The sequence below is a fragment of the Lentzea xinjiangensis genome (genome assembly GCF_900110955.1).
GTDB lineage: Bacteria > Actinomycetota > Actinomycetes > Mycobacteriales > Pseudonocardiaceae > Lentzea > Lentzea xinjiangensis.
The window spans coordinates 167,563-187,634 of record NZ_FOFR01000004.1; the positions used below are offsets into that span (position 1 = coordinate 167,563).

20 protein-coding genes are annotated in these 20,072 nt (G+C 70.3%); 11 read left to right on the plus strand and 9 right to left on the minus strand.

Annotated features, from left to right (window positions below):
* Positions 1 to 22: 22 nt before the first annotated feature.
* From BMW88_RS12595 to BMW88_RS12605, 3 genes are all read right to left on the minus strand, one after another.
* Entirely contained in the window at positions 23 to 1,066 is a 1,044-nt protein-coding gene (locus BMW88_RS12595; protein WP_089950866.1) for a ketoacyl-ACP synthase III family protein, read from the minus strand.
* A 29-nt stretch (positions 1,067 to 1,095) separates the two neighbouring features.
* Positions 1,096 to 1,323: an acyl carrier protein gene (locus tag BMW88_RS12600; protein ID WP_177221072.1), complete on the minus strand. Its 228-nt coding sequence runs from the start codon at positions 1,321 to 1,323 to the stop codon at positions 1,096 to 1,098.
* A gap of 121 nt (positions 1,324 to 1,444) precedes the next feature.
* A complete protein-coding gene (locus BMW88_RS12605) occupies positions 1,445 to 2,629 on the minus strand; it encodes an NAD(P)/FAD-dependent oxidoreductase (protein ID WP_089950868.1) in 1,185 nt (394 codons plus the stop codon).
* 185 nt (positions 2,630 to 2,814) lie between these two features.
* Between BMW88_RS12605 and BMW88_RS12610 the strand changes: the two genes are divergently transcribed.
* Positions 2,815 to 3,240 carry a hypothetical protein gene (locus BMW88_RS12610; RefSeq protein WP_089950869.1) on the plus strand — a complete coding sequence of 142 codons (426 nt, stop codon included), beginning with the start codon at positions 2,815 to 2,817 and terminating at the stop codon, positions 3,238 to 3,240.
* A gap of 23 nt (positions 3,241 to 3,263) precedes the next feature.
* Here the strand turns inward: BMW88_RS12610 and BMW88_RS12615 are convergent, their stop codons facing one another.
* A complete protein-coding gene (locus tag BMW88_RS12615) occupies positions 3,264 to 4,106 on the minus strand; it encodes an NAD(P)H-binding protein (protein ID WP_089950870.1) in 843 nt (280 codons plus the stop codon).
* 143 nt (positions 4,107 to 4,249) lie between these two features.
* On the opposite strand from BMW88_RS12615, the gene BMW88_RS12620 reads away from it, so the two are divergent.
* On the plus strand, positions 4,250 to 5,467 hold the full coding sequence (locus BMW88_RS12620) for a cytochrome P450 (protein ID WP_089950871.1): 1,218 nt from the start codon (positions 4,250 to 4,252) through the stop codon (positions 5,465 to 5,467).
* On the opposite strand, the gene BMW88_RS12625 is transcribed toward BMW88_RS12620, so the two are convergent.
* Positions 5,464 to 6,888, minus strand: coding sequence for a DHA2 family efflux MFS transporter permease subunit (locus BMW88_RS12625; protein WP_089950872.1), 1,425 nt, complete (start codon positions 6,886 to 6,888; stop codon positions 5,464 to 5,466). The genes BMW88_RS12620 and BMW88_RS12625 overlap by 4 nt on opposite strands.
* A 59-nt stretch (positions 6,889 to 6,947) precedes the next feature.
* A complete protein-coding gene (locus BMW88_RS12630) occupies positions 6,948 to 8,069 on the minus strand; it encodes an epoxide hydrolase family protein (protein WP_089950873.1) in 1,122 nt (373 codons plus the stop codon).
* Between the two features lie 133 nt (positions 8,070 to 8,202).
* On the opposite strand from BMW88_RS12630, the gene BMW88_RS12635 reads away from it, so the two are divergent.
* Positions 8,203 to 9,417 (plus strand): cytochrome P450, encoded by a 1,215-nt coding sequence (locus BMW88_RS12635; protein ID WP_177221073.1) that lies wholly within the window; start codon positions 8,203 to 8,205, stop codon positions 9,415 to 9,417.
* Between the two features lie 12 nt (positions 9,418 to 9,429).
* Positions 9,430 to 10,434 (plus strand): MDR family NADP-dependent oxidoreductase, encoded by a 1,005-nt coding sequence (locus BMW88_RS43985; protein WP_089950875.1) that lies wholly within the window; start codon positions 9,430 to 9,432, stop codon positions 10,432 to 10,434.
* A 51-nt stretch (positions 10,435 to 10,485) separates the two neighbouring features.
* Here BMW88_RS43985 and BMW88_RS12645 read toward each other — a convergent pair whose 3' ends face one another.
* The gene (locus BMW88_RS12645; RefSeq protein WP_089950876.1) at positions 10,486 to 10,830 is read right to left on the minus strand and encodes a hypothetical protein; all 345 of its coding nucleotides are present in this window, start codon (positions 10,828 to 10,830) and stop codon (positions 10,486 to 10,488) included.
* 98 nt (positions 10,831 to 10,928) lie between these two features.
* Here BMW88_RS12645 and BMW88_RS12650 point away from each other — a divergent pair, with 98 nt between their 5' ends.
* Positions 10,929 to 11,687 carry an SDR family NAD(P)-dependent oxidoreductase gene (locus tag BMW88_RS12650; protein ID WP_089950877.1) on the plus strand — a complete coding sequence of 253 codons (759 nt, stop codon included), beginning with the start codon at positions 10,929 to 10,931 and terminating at the stop codon, positions 11,685 to 11,687.
* A gap of 28 nt (positions 11,688 to 11,715) precedes the next feature.
* Complete coding sequence (locus BMW88_RS12655) at positions 11,716 to 12,948, plus strand: cytochrome P450 (protein WP_089950878.1); 1,233 nt, start codon at positions 11,716 to 11,718, stop codon at positions 12,946 to 12,948.
* Between the two features lie 59 nt (positions 12,949 to 13,007).
* Here BMW88_RS12655 and BMW88_RS12660 read toward each other — a convergent pair whose 3' ends face one another.
* The gene (locus tag BMW88_RS12660; RefSeq protein WP_177221074.1) at positions 13,008 to 14,426 is read right to left on the minus strand and encodes an alpha/beta fold hydrolase; all 1,419 of its coding nucleotides are present in this window, start codon (positions 14,424 to 14,426) and stop codon (positions 13,008 to 13,010) included.
* 960 nt (positions 14,427 to 15,386) lie between these two features.
* Between BMW88_RS12660 and BMW88_RS12670 the strand changes: the two genes are divergently transcribed.
* From BMW88_RS12670 to BMW88_RS12680, 3 genes are read left to right on the plus strand one after another with little or no spacing between them, the layout of a single operon-like run.
* Positions 15,387 to 15,710, plus strand: coding sequence for a 2Fe-2S iron-sulfur cluster-binding protein (locus tag BMW88_RS12670; protein ID WP_089950880.1), 324 nt, complete (start codon positions 15,387 to 15,389; stop codon positions 15,708 to 15,710).
* Between the two features lie 13 nt (positions 15,711 to 15,723).
* Positions 15,724 to 16,503, plus strand: a complete 780-nt coding sequence (locus BMW88_RS12675; protein ID WP_089950881.1) for an SDR family NAD(P)-dependent oxidoreductase — start codon at positions 15,724 to 15,726, stop codon at positions 16,501 to 16,503.
* 1 nt (position 16,504) lies between these two features.
* A complete protein-coding gene (locus BMW88_RS12680) occupies positions 16,505 to 17,722 on the plus strand; it encodes an NAD(P)/FAD-dependent oxidoreductase (protein WP_089950882.1) in 1,218 nt (405 codons plus the stop codon).
* A gap of 21 nt (positions 17,723 to 17,743) precedes the next feature.
* Here BMW88_RS12680 and BMW88_RS12685 read toward each other — a convergent pair whose 3' ends face one another.
* Positions 17,744 to 18,349 carry a response regulator transcription factor gene (locus tag BMW88_RS12685; protein ID WP_089950883.1) on the minus strand — a complete coding sequence of 202 codons (606 nt, stop codon included), beginning with the start codon at positions 18,347 to 18,349 and terminating at the stop codon, positions 17,744 to 17,746.
* A gap of 108 nt (positions 18,350 to 18,457) precedes the next feature.
* Here BMW88_RS12685 and BMW88_RS12690 point away from each other — a divergent pair, with 108 nt between their 5' ends.
* Positions 18,458 to 19,045 (plus strand): flavodoxin family protein, encoded by a 588-nt coding sequence (locus BMW88_RS12690; RefSeq protein ID WP_089950884.1) that lies wholly within the window; start codon positions 18,458 to 18,460, stop codon positions 19,043 to 19,045.
* Between the two features lie 5 nt (positions 19,046 to 19,050).
* Positions 19,051 to 20,058, plus strand: a complete 1,008-nt coding sequence (locus BMW88_RS12695; RefSeq protein WP_089950885.1) for a ketoacyl-ACP synthase III family protein — start codon at positions 19,051 to 19,053, stop codon at positions 20,056 to 20,058.
* The last annotated feature ends 14 nt before the right edge of the window (positions 20,059 to 20,072 follow it).

Below are 20,072 nucleotides of genomic sequence, written 5' to 3' on the forward strand. Positions count from 1 at the left end.
GCCCCACTTCGGCTGCGGGAGATCAGGACGCCCAGTGCGGGGTCTCGAGGATCTCGACCACCGCCGCGGTCCACACGTACCCACCGCCCGCGCACTGCAGCAGGATGAAGTCGCCCGGCTTCGGCTCGCGGTGGGTGAGCACGTGCTCGAGCCCGAGCACGATGTCGATCGTGCCGACCATGCCGATGTCCTTGCCCCAGTCGAAGGTGGTCTTCTCCCGGTCGACCCCGAGCAGCTTGTAGATGCCGTACTCGGCGATGGTCTCGGCGAGCTGCTGGTGCAGGAAGAACCGGACGTCGGAGAGCTCGATCCCCGCCTCGTCCAGCGCCGTGCTCACGGAGTGCTGGACGCCGCCGGAGATCCGCTCGACGATCTCGTCCAGGTCGATGTCCTTGTTGTGCATGTAGTCCTGCATGCTGCGGTCGAGCTGCAGGGTCTTGCCGTCCGGGAACGGCGCCGTGCTCCACTCGGCCCGGCAGCGGCCCAGCGGCTCGAGCGACGGGTCGCCGTAGGTGAACATCGAGCGGATGCGGGCGAAGCCGGACCGGGTGGACAGCACGATCGCGCCACCGCCGTCGCTGTCGACGTTCTGCTCGTGGGAGTTCCACCGGTCGAGGTAGGGCAGGTGGAACGCGTCCCCGCCGGTGACCAGCCCGGCGTGCGCGTCCGGGTGCGTGTAGAGGTAGGAGGCGGCGAGGTCCATGCCGCCCACGAACGCGTTGCAGCCCATCCGGACCTCGTACGCGGGCGCGCTGCCGCCGATCGTCTCCTGCTGCACGTAGCTCGCCGGCGTCCACAGGTCGAGGCCCTGGTGCCCGACGTAGCTGTGCACGAGGACCCCGAACTCGTCGTGCGCGAACCCGGACCGCTCCACCGCCACGCGGCCGGCGGTCGCCGCCATCACCGGCCCCGTCTCGCCGGGCGCGGACACCCGCGCCGCGCGGTAGCCGTTCATGGCCTTCTTCTCCTCGGTGTACCGCCCGGCCGCGATGGCCTCGTCGACGGTCTCCACCTGGTCCGGCAGGTAGCTGCCGACCCCCGCTATGTACAGGTTGTCCCAACGCATTGCGATCTTCCCCTCAGTCGCTCATTCGCTCAGGCGCTCAGCTGGTCCAGCTCTCGCGCCACGGCGGAGGCGGTCGGCCCCTCGTAGAAACGGCGTAACGTGATCCTCACGCCGAGCCGGGAGTGGATCTGGCGGACCAGTTTCGACGCCAGCAGCGAGTGACCGCCGAGGTCGAAGAAGCTGTCGTCGGGCGCTATCTCCGGTAGCCCCAGCACCTCAGCGAACAACGCGCACAGTTGTTCCTCTCGCACGGTCACCGACCTCTCCCTTCCTTTGGTGGCACAAAATATGGTTTAATGAAGTGGAATAACGATTCGTTGACGCAGCACCACCTTCCCGCGCGCGGGTCGAACACAGCTCGTACGAGGGCGGAACGGCTCACGCGGACAGCGCCTCGTCCAGCTCGTCGTCGTCGAAGTCCTCGACGGACAGAACGCCGGACGCGGTGGCGAAGTACCGGTCGGTGAGCGTGGGCGACTGCGCCACCGCGCGCAGCATGGTCAGCCTGTGGTCGGTGACCTCGAGCTGCCCGATCATCAACGTGTTGCGGTAGCACTCGAACAGCCCGTCGACGAGGTCGTCGGCGTACACCGCGAGCCGCTTGTCCAGCGCCGCCGGGTCGTGCAGCGCGTCGCCCACCGCCGTGACGAGCAGTTCGGCCTGCCAGAACGCGTCGTTGATGCCGCGCGCGGTGATGGAGTCCTTGTGGTGCGCCGCGTCGCCGACCAGCGCCCAGCCGGGGCCGGACGCCTGGCGGAAGAAGTTCTGCTGGTCGCCGCTGCCGTGCATGCGGTCGACCTGCTCACCGGCCATCGCCCGTTCGTACAGCGCGGGAGCCGTGGTGCGGATGCTCTCCAGGTAGTGCGCCTGCGGGTCCGCGCGCACGACGTCGAAATCGGCCTGCGGGGAGTAGGAGGCGATGAGCGTCGCGTCGTTGGTGGGCACCACGCCGATCCAGTTGCCCGGCCGTTCGTAGAGCTCGAAGTCCGCGGGCAGGCCGGTCCAGTAGCTGTAGTACGCGCAGGTCCTCAGCGGGTCCTCGACGACGTGGGGTGCGCCGAGGCGCTTGGCCACGGTCGACCGCATGCCGTCCGCTCCGACGACCAGGTGCGCGTGCTCCCTGGTCCGCCCGTGGCGCTCGGAGCGGAACTCGACGCCGACGGCCCGGTCTCCGTCGAGGACCGGCCCGGCGACCGAGGCCCCTTCCCGGAACTCCACGCCCGCGGCGACCGCGGCGTCGATCAGGATCTTGTCGAGCAGGTGGCGCCGCGGCGCGTAGGCCGCGCGCTGGTCGCCCGCCGGCAGCGAGCACCCCGCCAGCCGGACGTCCGCCACCTGGTAGACGGCCCGGTCCAGCGCCGGGCAGCCGGTGGCCACCACGGTGTCCAGCACGCCCCAGTGGGCGAGCCGGTCCACGCCGGGCTGGTGGATGTAGAGCGTGGACAGCTTGTCGCTCGGGAACCGCGCCCGGTCCACCATCAGGACCCGGTACCCGGCCCTGGCGAACTGCAGTGCGGTGGCGGCTCCCGCGACCCTCGCGCCCACCACGATGACGTCATGCATGTTGGCCCCTCATACCGTCGAGTTCTCACCGGCCAGCGTCGCAGCGGTGCCTCGGCATCCGCTCGACCGGCTCGCGCTGGAGTCCACATCGGACAAAGAATCGAGCGGGACTCAGATCGTCATGCAGGGGGACGGCCGAGGGTTCGTCGACTGTTCTGTCGAAGGGGATCTGAGGGGAGTGGACGATGCGGATTCTGCAAGCGGTCGCCGTCATCGTGGTGGCGCTGCTCGCGCTCGCCGGGGTGAGCGCGGCGAACCCTGGGTGCACGCCGGTCGGCGTGTGGGACGGAGAGGTGCACCTCTCGGACGGCCCGCACCCCACGCGGCTGGAGTTCCGGTCCGGCGGTGTCTCCTACATCACGAACCACCAGGGCACGACGACGAAGGGGTCGTGGCGGCCGACGGGACCGGACACCTTCCGGTTCTCCTTCCGCGGCGAGAAGGTCTACGACGAGAACGGCGACTACTTCGCCTACGTCGACTTCGACCAGGACGCCGTCCAAAGTGGACCGGACAACCTGACCAGCAGCGGCCCGTCCTCCTTCTACCTCGAGGACGGGACGCTCGTCGGCACTTCGATCATCCAGTTCGTGGTGACGCGCACGTCGTGACCTGACGCACGCGCCACCGGGGGCTACGCCGCCGGTGCGAACACGGCGGCGTTCTCCTCGACCCACTGGCGGAACGTCCGCGCCGGCTTGCCGGTGATGCGCTCCGCGGTGGCACTCGCGTCGAGGGGCTTGCCGTTCGACGCCTCCCACTGCGCGAGCAGGGAGGCGAGGATCGGCGCCTCCACCCAGGCGCTCATCTGCTCCTCGCCCTGCTCGCGGGTCAGCTCGCGGACCTCGATGTCGCGGCCCGTCACGTCGGCGATGACGGCGAGCTGCTGCCGGAACGTGAGCGACTCGGGCCCGCACAGGTCGACGACCTCGTCGACGAGCTTCTGCTCGGTCAGGGCGATGACGGCGACGTCGGCGATGTCGTCCTCGTGGATCGGCACGGTGTGCGCCTCGGGGAAGACCTGGTCGATCGCGCCCTGCTGGATCAGGTAGCTCCAGCCGAGGGCGTTGCTGCAGAAGGCGCCCGGCCGCAGCAGCGTGTAGGAGATCCCCGAGGCGACCAGCGCCTCCTCCACGACGATGTGGTGGTGGCCCAGCGGGTCGTTCTCCGGGTCGGGCAGGTCCGCGGTGTTGGACGACAGCAGCACGATGTGCCGCACCCCGGCCTCCTTCGCCGCCTTCATCAGCTCCTCGGCGCCGTCGGGCTCTGCGTAGAGGAGCACCGAGGTGACGCCGTCGAAGGCGGCGGCGAAGGTGCCGGGGTCGTTGAGGTCCAGCCGGACGGTCTCCACGCCGTCGGGAACGTCGAGCTCGGACGGCGTGCGACCGGAGGCGCGCAGGCTGTGCCCGGCGGCGTACAACCGGTGCAGCACGCGGCGGCCGACGTTGCCGCGCGCTCCGGTGACGAGGATGGTCATGGTGGAACTCCCCTGATCGGTGACTGGGCGTAACCGGTTGACTGCTCCACGTTCCCGTCACGCGCTCGAACGGCGCTGGACCGGGCTTCAGGCCGTCGTTCCTAGCGTGCGGTGGAACCCTGTTGTCCCGCCGAGGAGAGACCGTGGCCACCGGAGACGAATTCCCCCTTCCCGGATCGAGCTACCGGGGACCAGCCCCGCACTTCGCCCGGTTCCGCGCCGGGCAGCCCGTTGTCCGGCTGCCCGCGGCCGGCGGCGGGCACGCCTGGCTGGTGACCCGCTACGACGACGTCCGCGCCGTGCTCGACGACCACCGGTTCAGCCGGGCCGCCTCCTACGCACCGGAGGCACCGCGGTTCCCCGGCCTGTTCCAGGCGCCGCCCGGCATGATCATCTCGCTGGACGCGCCCGAGCACACCCGGCTGCGCACCCTGGCCGCACAGGCGTTCTCGGTGCAGCGGATCGAGGCGATGCGCCCCCGGATCCGCCAGTTGGTGGACGAGCTCGCGGACCGCGCGGACGCCGAGGCCGTCTCGGCGCCGGTGGACCTGCTGGGGCGCTTCACCTTCCCGCTGTCCCTGACCGTCATCGCCGAGCTGCTCGGCGTACCGCACGAGGACCAGGAGCGCTTCAGCGTCTGGATCCGCCGGTTCGCCGCCGTGGACGGCCCGCAGGACGAGGCGATCGCCGCGCGGGAGCAGCTCGGCGAGTACATGGCGGGCCTGGTGATGAGCAAGACCGCCGAGCCCGGCGACGACGTCCTGTCCGCCCTCGTGCGCGCCAGGATCGGCGACGACCGCCTGGACACCGGCGAGCTGATCGGCCTCGGCTACACCCTGCTGGGCGCCGGCGCCGACTCCACGGCCTGCCACCTGGCCAGCTCGGTCCTGACGCTGCTCGCGCACCACCGGGACGTGTGGGTGCGGCTGGGCTCGCACCCCGAGGAAGTGCCCGCCGCCGTCGAGGAACTGCTGCGCTGGGTCAGCCTGTCCACCAACGACACGACCGGTCTGCCGCGGATCGCCCTGCAGGACGTGGAGATCGCCGGCGTCACGATCCCCGCGGGGGACGCGGTGTTCGTGTCGATCACCTCGGCGAACCGGGACGAGGCCGTGTTCACCTCGCCGGACGAGCTCGACTTCGCACGCGGTGGCGAGCACCTGGCGTTCGGGCACGGCATCCACGCCTGCCTGGGCGCGCTGCTGGCCCGCATCGAGCTCGTCACGGCGCTGGAGGAACTGACCCGCCGCTTCCCCGCCGCCCGCCTCGCGGTGCCCGAGCAGGAGCTGCGATGGCAGCAGGCCGACATGAACCACCGCCTGGCGGCGCTTCCCGTCGACCTGCACGGCAAGGACTTCTAGGTCTGCTTGCGGGGCACGGCCAGCGCGGCCAGGGCACCGCAGAAGGTGAAGGCGGCAGCGCCGAACAGGGCGAGACCGTACCCGGAGCCCAGGGCGTGGCGAAGTGGTTCGCCCTGGGCCACCAGGGAGTCCGCGCGGGCTGACGACATCGTGGCCAGCGTGACCAGGCCGATCGCGCTGCCCATCTGCCGGATGGTGTTGAGCAGGCCCGATGCGAGCCCTGCCTGCTCGCGCGGCACACCGGAGGTCGCGGCGTTCGTGGTGGCGTTGAGCACCGCCCCCATTCCCAGGCCCAGCAGCGTCGTCGGGACCAGCAGGCCGCCGGCGAACGTCGAGCTCTCGTCCGCCGCGGACGCCCACAGCAGCCCGGCGCACGCCGTGAGCAGACCGGTGATCAGCACCGGCCGCGGGCCGGTGCGCGGGACGATCCTGGCCACGCCGTAACCGCCGAGCGCGATGCCGATCGACATCGGCAGGTAGCCCAGACCCGTTGCCAGCGGCCCGAAGCCCATCACCTGCTGCATGACGAGCGTCAGGAAGTAGAAGGTGCTGAACAGGGCGGCGATCGCGAAGAACGCCACCAGGTTCGCGGCGCTCACCGAGCGGTTGCGGAAGATGCCCAGCGGCATGAGCGGGTGAGCGGAGCGGGTCTGCTGGCGCAGGAACAGCGCGAACAGCACGACCGACAGGACCAGCGAACCGGCCACCTGCCACGAGTCCCAGCCGAGCTCGTGCGACTGCGCGATGCCGTAGACGCCCGCCATCAGGCCGATGGTCACGGTGACCGCGCCGGGAACGTCGAGGCCCTTGCGTCCGCCGTTGCTCGTGGTCTCGGGCACCACCCAGCGGATCATGGCCAGCAGCGCGATGCCCAGCGGCACGTTGATCAGCAGCACCCAGCGCCAGGACAGGGACTCGGTGATGATCCCGCCGAGCAGCACGCCGACCGCGCCGGCCGAACCGGAGACCGCGCTCCACCAGCCGAACGCCTTGGCCCGTCCGCCCGGATCGGTGAACGTGGTGCCGAGGACCGTCAACGTCGCCGGCGCCATCACCGCGGCGCCGAGCCCCTGGAACCCGCGGGCGGCGATCAGCGTGCCGGGTGAGGTGGCGAGGCCGCCCACCGCGCTGGCGAGGGTGAACAGGGCGGCGCCGAACAGGAAGATCCGGCGCTGCCCGAAGAGGTCGGCGAGCCTGCCGCCCAGCAGCAGGAAGCCGCACACGGCGATGGTGTAGGCGCTGTTGACCCACTGCAGGTCGTGCCGCTCGAAGCGGAGCTCCTCGAAGATGGACGGCAGTGCGACGTTCATGACCGAGGCGTCCAGCACGTTCATGAACTGGCCGAGGCAGCACACGGCCAGCACTAGGCCGAGCCGGGAACCCACCCCGGCGGACCGGGTACTCGTCGTGTGAGCTGTCATGCGCTCCACGGTGCTCGGGCGTGGTCCACGCGGGTTCGGGCCTCGCTCGAACAGGTCCGTCAGCGCAGTGTGCGGAAGAACCCGCGCAGCTCCTCGACGAGCACGTCCGGGCACTCCAGCGCGGGGAAGTGGCCGCCGGACGGCATCTCCTTCCAGTACCGCAGATCGGTGAACCGGTGCTCGGCCCACGCCTTGGGCATGCGCGCGTCGGCGGGGAACACCGAGAAGCCCGTCGGCACGTCGACCCTCGTGAGCGGCGACTTGTTGTAGCTCTCCCAGTACAGCCGGCCGGAGGACGCCGCGGTCGCGGTGAACCAGCACACCGACACCATGTCGAGGATGCGGTTCCGCGGGATGATCTTCTCCGCGTCGCCGTCGTGGTCGCTCCACGACCAGTACTTCTCCCCGGCCCAGCCGAGCTGGCCGACGGGGGAGTCGGTGAGGCCGTAGGCGAGCGACTGCGGCTTCGTGGACTGCACGGCGGCGTAGGCCGACTCCTTGGCGGCGAACTCCTTCAGCGCCCCGAGCCCCCGGTAGTCCTCTGGGGACAGTCGCACTTCCTCCTCCGGCGCCGCGGCGAAGGGCATGACGAGGTGGATGCCGTCGAGGTGCTCGGGCGCGATGTGGCCGAGGATGCCCGTGATGAACGAGCCCCAGTCGTTGCCGTGCGCGAAGAACCGCTCGTAGCCGAGCCGCTGCATGAGCGTCACCAGCGTCGCGGCGATGCGTTCCAGCGTCCAGCCGGTGCCGGTCGGCTTGTCGCTGAACCCGTAGCCGGGCAACGAGGGCGCGACCACGTGGAACGCGTCGGCCGGGTCCGGCGGGTCGGTCAGCGGTCCGATGACGTCGAGGAACTCCGCGACCGAACCGGGCCAGCCGTGCGTGATCAGCAGCGGCCGGGCCTGCGGGTGCGGCGAGCGGGCGTGCAGGAAGTGGATGCCGACACCGTCGATCGAGGTCTTGAACTGCGGGACGGCGTTCAGCCGCGCCTCGGTCGCGCGCCAGTCGTAGCCGGTCGCCCAGTACTCGCTCAGCTCCTTGGCGTAGGCCAGGGGCATGCCCTGCGACCAGTCGTCGACCGTCTCCGCGTCCGGCCACCTGGTCGCCGCCAGCCGGGTGCGCAGGTCCGCCAGTTCGGAGTCGGCGACGGCGACCCGGAACGGCACGAGTTCAGCGTTCATGGCGCCGACGCTAGGTTCCCGTGCTCGATTCCGGGTCGACGTTCCCGGTCGAGTCGCTTTCGAGGCGGGGCGGGCACTGTCGGCGCCGATGCTCAACTCATCGCGAGCCGTCCTGCCCTCCGGAGGTGCCACCTTGTCTGCGCATGAGCTGGAAGAGTTTCCGTTCGCCGGCTCGTCCTACCACGGACCGGCTCCCGTCTACGCCAAGATGCGCGCCGAATGCCCGGTGGCGAAGGTGCCGACGGCGGGCGGTGTGGACGCCTGGGTGGTGTCCCGCTACGAGGACGTGCGGGCCGCACTGGCCGACCCGCGGCTGAGCCGCGCACTGACCTGTGTGGACGGTGCGCCGCGCATCGGCGGATCCATGACCACCACCCCCGAGATGATCATCTCGCTGGACGGCTCCGAGCACTCGCGGCTGCGCAAGCTCGTCGCCGGCGCGTTCACCGTGCGGCGCGTCGAGGCGATGCGGCCCAACGTGCAGCGGGTCTGCGACGAGCTGCTGGACGCCATCCAGGAGAAGGGACCGGTGGTCGACCTCGTCGAGGCGTTCTGCGTGCCGTTGCCGCTGACGGTCATCGGCGAGATGCTCGGCGTGCCGAGCGAGGACCTGCGGGCCTTCGAGAAGGACGCCCGCGCGTTCGCCACGGTCGACGACCGCGCCGGTGGCGAGGAGTCGCTCGCCGCGCTGGGCAGGCTGAACGACTACATCGTCGGGCTCATCGCCGACAAGCGGGCCAACCCCGGCAACGACATGCTCTCCGACCTGATCGCGGCCAGGGACAACGACGACCGCCTCAGCGAGCGGGAACTGGTGACGTTCGGCTTCACGCTCATCGGCGCCGGCTTCGACACGACCGCCAACCAGCTCGCCAACTCGCTGCTGGCCCTGTTCGAGCACCACCGCGAGGACTGGGACCGGCTGGTCGCCCAGCCGGAGCTCATCCCCACCGCAGTCGAGGAGCTGCTGCGGCACGTCAACCTGTTCGCCACCGACACGACCGGCTTCCCGCGCATCGCCGCGGAGGACCTGGAGATCGGCGGCGTGCGGATCCCCGCGGGCGACCCGGTGATCTTCTCGCTCACCTCGGCCAACCGCGACGGGGACGTGTTCGCCGACCCCGACGAGCTCGACATCACCCGTGAGCACAACCCGCACATCTCGTTCGGGCACGGAATGCACTACTGCCTCGGCAAGCAGCTCGGGCGCATGGAGATGGCGCTCGCGCTCGAGGGCCTGACGCGGCGCTTCCCCGACCTGCGGCTCGCGAAGCCGGAGAACGAGCTGCCGTGGCACCACGGCGAGATCAACCACACGCTGAGCACCTTGCCGGTGATCTGGGGATAGGGGAACAACACCATGCCGGACAAGCAGCGCGAGGTCAGACTGGCCGGGCACGTCGAGGACGACCTGACCCTCGGCCACTTCGACGTCGTCGAGGTGGCCGTCCCCGAACCCGGTGACGGTGAGGTGCTGGTGCGCGTCGACTACGTGTCGGTGGCCGCCGCCTTCAAGGAGTTCATGAGGACCGACTGCCAGATCCCCGGGGTGCCGCCGTGGAAGGTCGGCGACCCCGCGGGCGGCGGCGGTGTCGGCACGGTCGTCAAGTCGAACAGCCCCGATCTCGAGGTCGGCGACCTCGTGCAGTCGTTCGGCGGCTGGCAGGAGTACTGGTGCGGGCCGGCGCAGCAGTTCATCAAGCAAAACCCGCACCACGTGCCGAGCCCCGTCTACTTCCTGTCGCAGGGCCCCACGGCCTACTACGGCATGGCGACCATCGCGCAGGCCGGTGAGGGCGACGTCGTGTTCGTCACCGGTGCCGCCGGCGGTGTCGGCTCGCTGGCCGGGCAGATCGCGAAGGCCCGCGGCGCCACGGTGATCGGCTCGGCCGGCAGCGAGGCCAAGGTCGACTGGCTGGTGCGCGAGCTCGGGTTCGACGCCGCGTTCAACTACAAGGACGGCCCGGTGGCCGACCGGCTGCGCGAGCTGGCCCCCGACGGCATCAGCGTCTTCTTCGACAACGTGGGCGGCGAGCAGTTCGAGGCCGCGGTCCAGGCAGCGCGTCCCCACGCGCGCTTCGCGCTGTGCGGGGCGCTGGCCAACCAGGTCGACGGCCGGGCGGAGCACCCGCGGCTCGACCTGATGACGGCCATCACGAAGCACCTGGAGATCCGCCCGTTCGCCTGCTACCACACGCCGGAGCAGATCCAGAACTGGGTGGTCCACTTCGGACAGTGGTTGCAGGAGGGCAGGTTCGTCTTCCCGCACACCGTGGTCGAGGGCGGGGTCGAGGCTGCGCCGCAGGCGTTGCTGTCACTGCTGGCCGGCGAGTACACCGGCAACGTGACGGTCAAGGTCTCCTGACGCGCGCACGAAGAAGGGGGCGCCGCAGCCGGCGCCCCCTTCGAGGTGCGGTCAGCCCAGCCGCCGCGCCGTGATCCGGATCGCGGCCTCCCGCGCTGTCGTGCCGTTCGCGAGGCGCACCACCGCGTTGCCCTCGCTGACGAACTCGTCCCCGCGCAGCACGGCGTTCTGCGCGATCTCGATCGTGCCCATCTCGATCGCGCCCTGGGCCCCGGTCAGCTCCTCCCGGATCCGGTAGCTGAACGTGTCGGGACCCGTCTGGGTCCACGTGCCGGCTCCCTTGCCGCCCACGACGAGCATCGCCGTGCCGTCGCGCGCGAACTCGAACTCGCTCTCCGTGTCGCCACCGGGTCTGCCGACCCGTGCGCGCCACCTGCCCACCGCCAGGATTCCCATGGCCCAAGGGTTTCCGCCTGGCCTAGACCTGGACTCAAGGCTCACCGAGCAGGGTTGCGGGTAACTGCCCTACCGAGTGGAGAGAAGCTGGAGGCGTCATGTCGGACGCACCATTTGCCGGACAGCAGGTCGTCGTGACGGGTGGGGGAACCGGCATCGGCCGCGCGGCGGCGCTGGCGTTCGCCGACCTCGGCGCCGGGAACGTGATCATCACCGGCCGCCGCGAGAACCGGCTCACCGAGGTCGTCGCCCTGCACCCCGCGATCACCGCCGTCGTCGCGGACGTGACGACGCAGGAGGGCGCGCAGAAGGTCGCCGACGCCGTGAAGCTCGGCGGCGGCAAGGTGGACGTGCTCGTGCACAACGCCGGGATCTTCCGCTTCACGCCCGTCGCCGGGTTCGACCTCGGCACCGCGCGCGAGGTGCTGGAGACCAACCTGGTCGGCCCGATGGTGCTGACCGCCACGCTGCTGCCGCAGCTCACTTCGCCCGGCGGCAACATCGTGTTCGTCTCCAGCAACGCGGGCCACAGCGCGGTGCCCGGTGGCGGCGTGTACGGCGCCAGCAAGGCCGCCGTGGACAGCCTGGTCCGCAGCTGGGCCCTCGAACTGGCTCCGCAGGGCATCCGCGTCAACGCGGTCGCGCCCGCCGCGGTGCGCACGGAGGTCTACGCGGCCAACGGTTTGAGCCCCGAGGAGGTCGAGGGCTACTTCGGCTTCCAGGCCTCGCAGACGCCGCTGGGGCGCACCGGTGAGGTCGACGACGTCGTGCCGTGGATCACCCGCTTCGCCGAGCCGGCGAGCTCGTGGGTGACCGGTCAGATCATCACGCTCGATGGCGGCGCTGACCTGGCGTGAGCCAACCCGAACCAGGAGGAATCGACCGATGACCAGCAGCGCCACCGAGCCCGGTGTGGACACGTTCCCGTACAAGCGCCAGTGCCCGTTCACCCCGCCCGCGCAGTACACCGAGATGGCCGAGGAAGACGTCGTCCAGGTGACGCTGACCGGGTCCGGCCTGCGGATCTGGACGATCAGCGGCTACCACACGATCAAGCAGCTCCTCACCGACCCGAGGATCAGCGCCTCGCGCAAGCACGACAACTTCCCGTTCTACTTCATCGCGCCGCCGGAGTTCCGCACCGAGACGTCGTTCATCGGTTACGACAACCCGGAGCACACCAAGACCCGGCGCAAGGCGGCCGTGACGTTCACCAACCGCCAGGTGAAGCGGCTGCGCGGACGCATCCAGGAGATCGTCGACGAGTACATCGACAAGATCCTGGCGATGACGCCGCCGATCGACTTCCACCGCGAGTTCTCGCTCGCCGTGCCGATGACCGTCATCTGCGAGCTGCTCGGCATCCCGCAGGACGAGCACGACTTCTTCATCGAGCACGGCACCTGCCTGCTCGGCGGCCACTCGACGCCCGAGCAGCGCCAGGCCGCCATCGTCGAGGTCAACGCCTACGTCGACAAGCTGATCACGTTGAAGGAGAAGGAGCCCGGCGAGGACCTCCTCAGCCGTGCGATGGCGGAGTACGCCGCCTCCGGCGAGGAGTACACGCGCCGCGACCTGTTCAACATGATCCGCCTGCTGATGAACGGCGGCCACGAGACCACGGCCTCGATGCTGTCGCTGGGCACCGCCGCCCTGCTGGAGAACCCGGACCAGCTCAAGCTGCTGCTCGACGACCCGGAGGGCATGATCGAGCCGGCCGTCGAGGAGCTGGTGCGCCTCGCGACCATCGGCGACACCGCCATCCCCCGCGTCGCGCTGGAGGACATCGAGATCGCGGGCAAGACCATCAAGGCCGGCGACGGCATCCTGTGCCTGGGCCTCAACGGCAACCGCGACCCGGAGGTCTTCCCGGAGCCGGACAAGCTGATCCTGGAGCGCGGCACCCGCAAGCACCTCGGCTTCGGCCACGGCCTGCACCACTGCATCGGCGCCGACCTCGCGCGCCTGGAGATGCAGCTCGTGTGGACGACGCTGTTCCAGCGGATCCCCTCGTTGCGGCTCGCCAAGCCGTTCCTGGAGATCCCGCGCAAGGAGGGCGCCGTGATCTACGGCCTCTGGGAGCTGCCGGTCACCTGGGACCTGCCCGCGGAGGACTGAGGCACGACGCGAAAGGGGCCCCGCACTCCGGTGCGGGGCCCCTTTCGCGTCGCGCTGCTTCAGTCCTGCGGGATGTCCGGGCGCTTGACGTGACCGGGGACGGTGACGCGGGCCTGCGCCGGCAGCACCCCGTCGACGAGGTAGTCGTCGACCAGGGCGTCGAGAACCTCGTTGCCCGCCAACGCGTACACCTCGTGGTCACCGGAGTCCTCGACGACGACCAGCGGGTGGTCCAGCAGCTCGGCCAGCACCACGCCGCCCTCGTAGCGGTCCATCGGGTCGCCGTCGGCCTGCACCACGAGCCCCTTGGGGTACCCCGGCTGCGCGAGCTTCGTCGGCGGCTCCAGGCTCTCGAACGTGCGGAACGCGCCGACCCACGGCTGAGCCCGCAGCACGCCGTACCCGTACGGGTGCTTGGCGCGGTGCTCGCGGACGTCGCGGTAGTAGACCTCGAGGTCCTGCGGCCAGTACGTCTCCAGCGTGATGGCCTCCAGCACACCGATCCGCAGGTCGCCCTCCTGGTCCTGCGGCCGCCACGTGCCCTGCCCGACGATCAGCGTGCGCGCCTTGTCGAGGTTGCCGTCCTGCAACGCGGTCTTCAGATCCCCGATGAGGTAGCCGAGCGAGTCCCACTGCGCGCGGTCCGTGGCCCTGGTGCCGACCGCGCCGTCCAGCAGCGTGCGCAGGTGCACCTGACCCGCCTCTTCGAGCTGCTCGACGACCCCCTCGATCTCGGCGATGACGGCGTCGCAGTCCCGGCCGAGGTGGAAGTGCCCGTCGCGGTCCGCGGTCCAGTTCGCCCAGTGCACGACGTTGCGGTAGACCGCCTCCGCCTGCGTGACGAACTGCTCCCGCCAAGTCCACTGTGGATTGATGCACGAGTCGAGCACTGTGCGGTCGAGGTGCTCGGGGAACATCGTCCCGTACACCGCGCCGACGTAGGTGCCGTAGGCGTACCCGACGAAGGAGATCTTCTCCTCGCCCAGGACGGTGCGGATCACGTCCATGTCACGTGCGGTGTTGCGGGTGGTGATGTGCTGCCGCAGCTCACCGCCGGCCTTCTGGCACCCGAGCTCGCGCAGCCGCATGTCCTCGGCCAGCTGCTCGAACAGCTCGTCCGGCGGCCTGGAGTCGAACGGCGCCTTGGGAACCGTGACCTCGCTGTAGAGCTTGGTCGACTCGCCGTACCCGCGAGGGTCGAACCCGATGAGGTCGTAGGCCGTCCGCAACCGCCCACCGAGGCGCTTGATCAGGTTCAGCCCGTCCCCGCCGTCCCCACCGGGACCGCCGTTGACAGCCAGCAGGACACCGCGCCGCTTGCCGGGATCGGTGGCCCTGAGGCGGGCGAGGGCGATGGTGAGCTTGGGACCGTCCGGCTCGGAGTAGTCGCGTGGCACGACGACCGTCGCGCGTTCAAGGCCGTCCTCGAACGGCGGTGACCAGTTCACCTGCTGGTCGTAGAACTCCTTGAGGGGCACGATGGAACCTCCGCGTGTGGGTGTGCGCCGACACCGCAATGTCGCAAGGGCGGCTCGAATGCCAGCGGAGCTGGCGCTGTTGGGCGCGGTGGTGCGTGCCGTGGTTGCGTGGGTGTCCGTGGGCCGCAGTTTTTGCTTGGCAGCAGCGGGTCGCCATGTGAGTCGGGGCAGGGGTGCGTGCCGATCCTGGGCGCGTGCGTTTGCGGTGCTGTCTGTGTTGGCGTTGCGGCTTGCGTTCGGGGTGCGGCTTGCGTTCGGGGTGCGGCTTGCGTTCGCGGTGCCACCCACATCCGCCGTGCCGCCTACGCCCGCCGTGCCGCCGACGCCCGCCGTGCCGCCGACGCCCGCCGTGCCGCCGACGCCCGCCGTGCCGCCGACGCCCGCCGTGCTGCCCACGCCCGCCGTGCCGCTCGCGCCGGCCAGGGCGCGCCGTGCCACGCCACGCCAGCCACGCCGCGCTCGCCCGCATGGCCGCGCCGGCTGTCCCGAAGTCCCCAGACCGTGCCAGCTCATGCCAGCCCATGCCCGCCCCGCCCAAGACCCGCGAGCTGCCCCTCGACCAGCCCCACGAGCAGTCCTGGCCAACCCTGCGGCGCGCCCGGCCCTCAAAGGCCACTCCGTGTCCGATCACGCCCGATCACGCCCGACCGTGCCTGCCCCCGACCGCGCCTTCCATTTCTCGGCGGCGAAGATGACCATGTTTTCCGTTCATCCACTAGACGGCGCCAGGCGTGAATCAGGACAAGGATCACCCGTCCGAGTGACCTGAGCCAGCCGCGCGCCCCTCCCACGGCTGCCACGACGCCCACAGCACCGCAGCGCCCGCAACACCACAGCCCCCGCAACGCCGGCAAGAACCGCAGCACCCCCGAACGCTCAAGGTGGTCTCCACCACGTGCAAAGCGCCGCCGGTCAAGGTGAACCACGTCCGGCGAGCCGCAGATCCGTGGGAGAACTGCCATGCCAAAGATCACTTACGTAACGCACGACGGTGTCGAGACCGTTGTCGACGTTGCCCAGGACGACACCGTGATGCGCGGCGCGGTTCTCAACGGCATCAAGGGAATCGTCGCGCAGTGCGGCGGAGGCGCCTCCTGCGGCACGTGCCACGTCTACGTGGACCCGGAGAACACCAAGCCGTTGTCGCAGATGCACCAGGTCGAGGACGAGCTGCTGTACTTCACGGCCTGCGAGCGCAAGGAGAACAGCCGGCTGAGCTGCCAGCTGCCCGTGACCGAGGAGCAGGACGGTCTCGTCGTGCACATGCCTGAGAAGCAACTCTGAGGAGAGAAGAAGCATGAGCCAGCGACGGGTCGCCCTGGTCACGGGCGCCACCAGTGGAATCGGTCTCGAGGTCGCGCGCAGTCTCGGCAGGGAGGGCCACGCGGTCTTCGTCGTGGCGCGCACCGCCGAGAACGTGCAGACCACGGTGAAGCAGCTTCGGGAAGAAGGCCACGAGGCGGACGGCGCGGCCGCCGACGTCACGTCCACCGAGGACGTCCGCGCCGCGGTGCAGAAGGCCGTCGACGTGTTCGGGCCCGTCGAGATCCTCGTCAACAACGCGGGCCGCGGTGGCGGTGGCATCACCGCCGAGCTGGACGAGAACCTCTGGCTCGACGTCATCGACACCAACCTCAACGGTGTCTTCCGCTTCACCAAAGAGGTGCTGTCCACCGGCAGGATGGTCGAGCGGACCTGGGGCCGGATCATCAACATCGCCTCGACCGGCGGCAAGCAGGGGGTCGTGTTCGCCGCGCCCTACTCGGCTTCCAAGCACGGCGTCGTCGGCTTCACCAAGGCCGTCGGCATCGAGCTCGCCAAGTCCGGCATCACCGTCAACGCGGTGTGCCCCGGCTACGTCGAGACCCCCATGGCCGGCCGCGTCCGGCAGGGGTACGCGAACCACTGGGGTGTCACCGAGGACGAGGTCCTCGAGAAGTTCAACGCCAAGATCCCGCTGGGTCGGTACAGCACGCCGGAAGAGGTCGCCGGTCTCGTGACTTACCTGACCACGGACACCGCGTCCTCGATCACCGCGCAGGCGCTCAACGTCTGCGGCGGACTGGGCAACTACTGACATGCGCGGCGAGTCGGTAGTCGTCGTCGGGGCCGGGCAAGCGGGTTGCCAGGTCGCGGTGTCCCTGCGCGAGCAGGGACACCGCGGCCCCATCACCATCGTCGGTGACGAGCAGGCGGCGCCGTACCAGCGGCCGCCGCTCACGAAGGCCTACCTGGCGGGGGAGACCGACCTCGCCGGACTGGTCCTGAGGCAGGACTCCTACTACGAGGACCACGGCATCAAGCTCATCCGGAACGAGCGGGTGATCGGTGTCGACCGCCGGGCGCGTGTCGCGGTGCTGGGCTGCGCCCGCACCATCGGCTACGACCACCTGGTGTTCGCGACGGGCGCGCGGCCGCGGCCGTTGCCCATCCCCGGCGCCGAGCACGTGCTGAACCTGCGCACGGTCGCCGACGCGGACGCCATCCGGCGCAGGCTCGACGGCCGGATCGGGCTCGACGTCGTCGTCATCGGCGGCGGGTTCATCGGGCTCGAGTTCGCCGCCGTGGTGCGCAAGCTGCGCCACGAGGTGACCGTCGTCGAGGCGCAGCCGCAGGTGATGCAGCGGGCGGTGTCCGCGGAGACGGCGCAGCACCTGGTCAACCGGCACCGCAGCGAGGGCGTCCAGATCCTCACCGGAACGGGTGTCGCCGCGGTCAGGGAAGGCCTCGTCGAGCTGGCCGACGGCACGGTGCTCGTCGCCGACCTCGTCGTCGCGGGCATCGGCGTCATCCCGAACACCGAGGTCGCCCAGCGCGCGGGGCTCGCCGTCGACGACGGCATCCTCGTCGACGCCCACCTCGGCACGGTCGACCCGCGCATCCGCGCGGTCGGTGACTGCGCGCGGTTCGCCAGCACGCACGCCGGCGGCCTGATCCGGCTGGAGTCGGTGCAGAACGCCACCGACCAGGCCACGACCGTCGCGGCGGCCATCCTGGGCAGCGCGGAGCCCTACACCGCGCTGCCGTGGTTCTGGAGCGACCAGTACGACGTGAAGCTGCAGACCGCGGGCCTCACCAACGGTCACGACCGCACGGTCACCGTCGGCGATCCGGCCGAGGGCCGGTTCTCGGTGTTCTGCTTCAAGAACGACAAGCTGGTCGGGATCGAGGCGTACAACCGCCCGATCGACTTCCTGATGGGTCGCCGGATCCTGGAGAGCGGCACCGCGCTCACCCCGGAGGTCGTCGCCCGGCCGGGCTTCGACCTGCGGGCGAGCCAGCAGAAGGCAGCGTGAGCGATGCCGTCCGCACAGCCGTCAGAGCCAGCCGGCCTCGTCGGCGATGCGGATGGCGTCCACGCGGTTGCGGCCGTTGAGCTTGGTCATGATCGTCGTCATGTAGTTGCGGACGGTGCCGACCGAGAGCGACAGCGCGACAGCGATGTCAGGCGCGTCCGCGCCGTTGGCCGCCATGCGCAGCACCTCCAGCTCGCGGTCGGTCAGCGGGCACTCGCCGCGGTCCCACGCGGCCAGGGCGAGCTGGCTGTCCACCACGCGCTCACCCGCGTTGACCCGGCGGATCGCGTCGGCGAGCTCCGAGGGCGGCGCGTCCTTCAGCAGGAAGCCGTCCACGCGGGCCGCCAACGCCCTGCGCAGCGTGCCCGGCCGGCCGAGCGACGTCAGCATCAACGTCCTGACCTGCGGCATCGTCTCGCGGATCTTCGACGCTGCGCTCAGCCCGTCGAGGATCGGCAGGTCGATGTCGATCACGCAGACGTCCGGGCTGTGCTGACGCGCGGTCGGCACGATCTTGTCCCCCGAGCTGACCTCGGCCACGACCTCGATGTCCGGTTCGAGGTTGAGCAGCGCGATGAGAGCACCGCGCACCATGTGCATGTCCTCCGCGAGCAGAACCCTGATCATCGCGCCCCTCCGCGCGACACCATATCTCCGAACGTTCATGTCGCGCTCCACGCCACATCGAGGCCACCCGACCAGGGTGGGAAGAGCTGCCTCGCGAAGGGATGCGCCATGGAACGCAGCGTCAACGTGACAGTCGTGTACTACTCCTCGACGGGGACGATCCACCGCCTGGCCACGGAGATCTCCGAGACGGCCGAGAAACACGGCGCCGAGGTGCGGCTGGTGCGGGCTGCGGAGCTGGCGCCGCAACGCGCGGTGGACTCGCGGCCGGCCTGGGCCGCGCACCTCAGGGACACCGAGGACGTCCCGGTCGCCTCCGTCGACGACGTGCTGTGGGCCGACGCCGTCGTCTTCGGCACGCCGACCCGCTTCGGCAACGTCTCCGCGCAGCTCAAGCAGTTCATCGACACGCTGGGGCCCGCGTGGTTCAGCGGGCTGCTGGCGGACAAGGTGTACAGCGCTTTCACGTCGGGCGGCAGCATGCACGGCGGCATGGAGACCACGCTTGTGTCGATCTACAACATGGTGTGCCACTTCGGCGGGATCATCGTGCCCCCCGGTGGCGACCTGAACCCCTACGGCACCTCGCACGTCCTGGGCGTGGACAACGTGCCGGTCAGCGAGATGGCGTTGCAAGCGGCCCAAATGCAGGCGGATCGCGTCGTGCGCGTCGCACGCGCGCTGAAGGAGGTCTGACCGCGGTGCGAGTGAAGGATGTTTTCGTCAGCGGCAACGGGGTGCGCCTGCCGTCGACGCTGACGGTCGCGGACGCGATCGCCGCGGGGGAGTGCGAGCCCAAGCTCGTCGCGCGCACGGACGTCGAGTCCGTCTCGGTGTCCCCGCACGAGTCGGCGGCGGAGATGGCGGTCGAGGCGGCACGGGTCGCGCTGGCACGCGCGGGATCCGCGCCCGACGACGTCGACCTGATCCTGCACGCCACCACCTACCACCAGGGCCAGGACCTGTGGCCCGTCGGCTCCTACATCCAGCGGGAGACGGTGCGGAACTCCTGCCTGGCGCTGGAGATCCGGCAGATGTCCAACGGCGGCCTCGCCGCGATGGACCTCGCCGTGTCCTACCTGTCCGCGCGGCCGGGCAGGGACGCGCTCCTGACCTCCTCCGACCGCTTCTGCCTGCCCGGCATCGACCGGTGGCGCACCGACCCCGGAACGCCCTACGGCGACGGCGCGTCGGCCATCGTGCTGTCCACCCGCGGCGGGTACGCACAGCTGCTCTCGCTCGCCATCAACGCCGACTCGGACCTCGAACCGCTGCACCGCGGCGACGTGCCGTTCGGCCTCGCGCCGTTCTCGCACCGCATCCCGGTGGACTTCGAGGAGGCCAAGCAGACGTTCAGCCGCGAGTTCGGCCTGTCCTACGGCATCAACAAGGCCAACGCGGGCCAGGCGCTCGCCGTCGAGCAGGCGCTGTCCGACGCCGACATGAAGATCGGTGACGCCGACTGGGTGATCCTGCCGCACTTCGGCCGCCGCCGCCTGGACGTGAACTACCTGCGCCCGTACGACATCGCGACGGAGCGCACCACCTGGGAGTGGAGCCGCACGGTCGGCCACCTCGGCGCGGGCGACCAGTTCGCGAGCCTCGACCACCTCGTCCAGACCGGCAAGGCGACCTCCGGCCAGCGGATCGTGATGTTCGGCGTGGGCGCCGGCTACAGCTGGGGATGCGCGGTCATCGAGATGCTGTGACGCCGCAGCGGTGA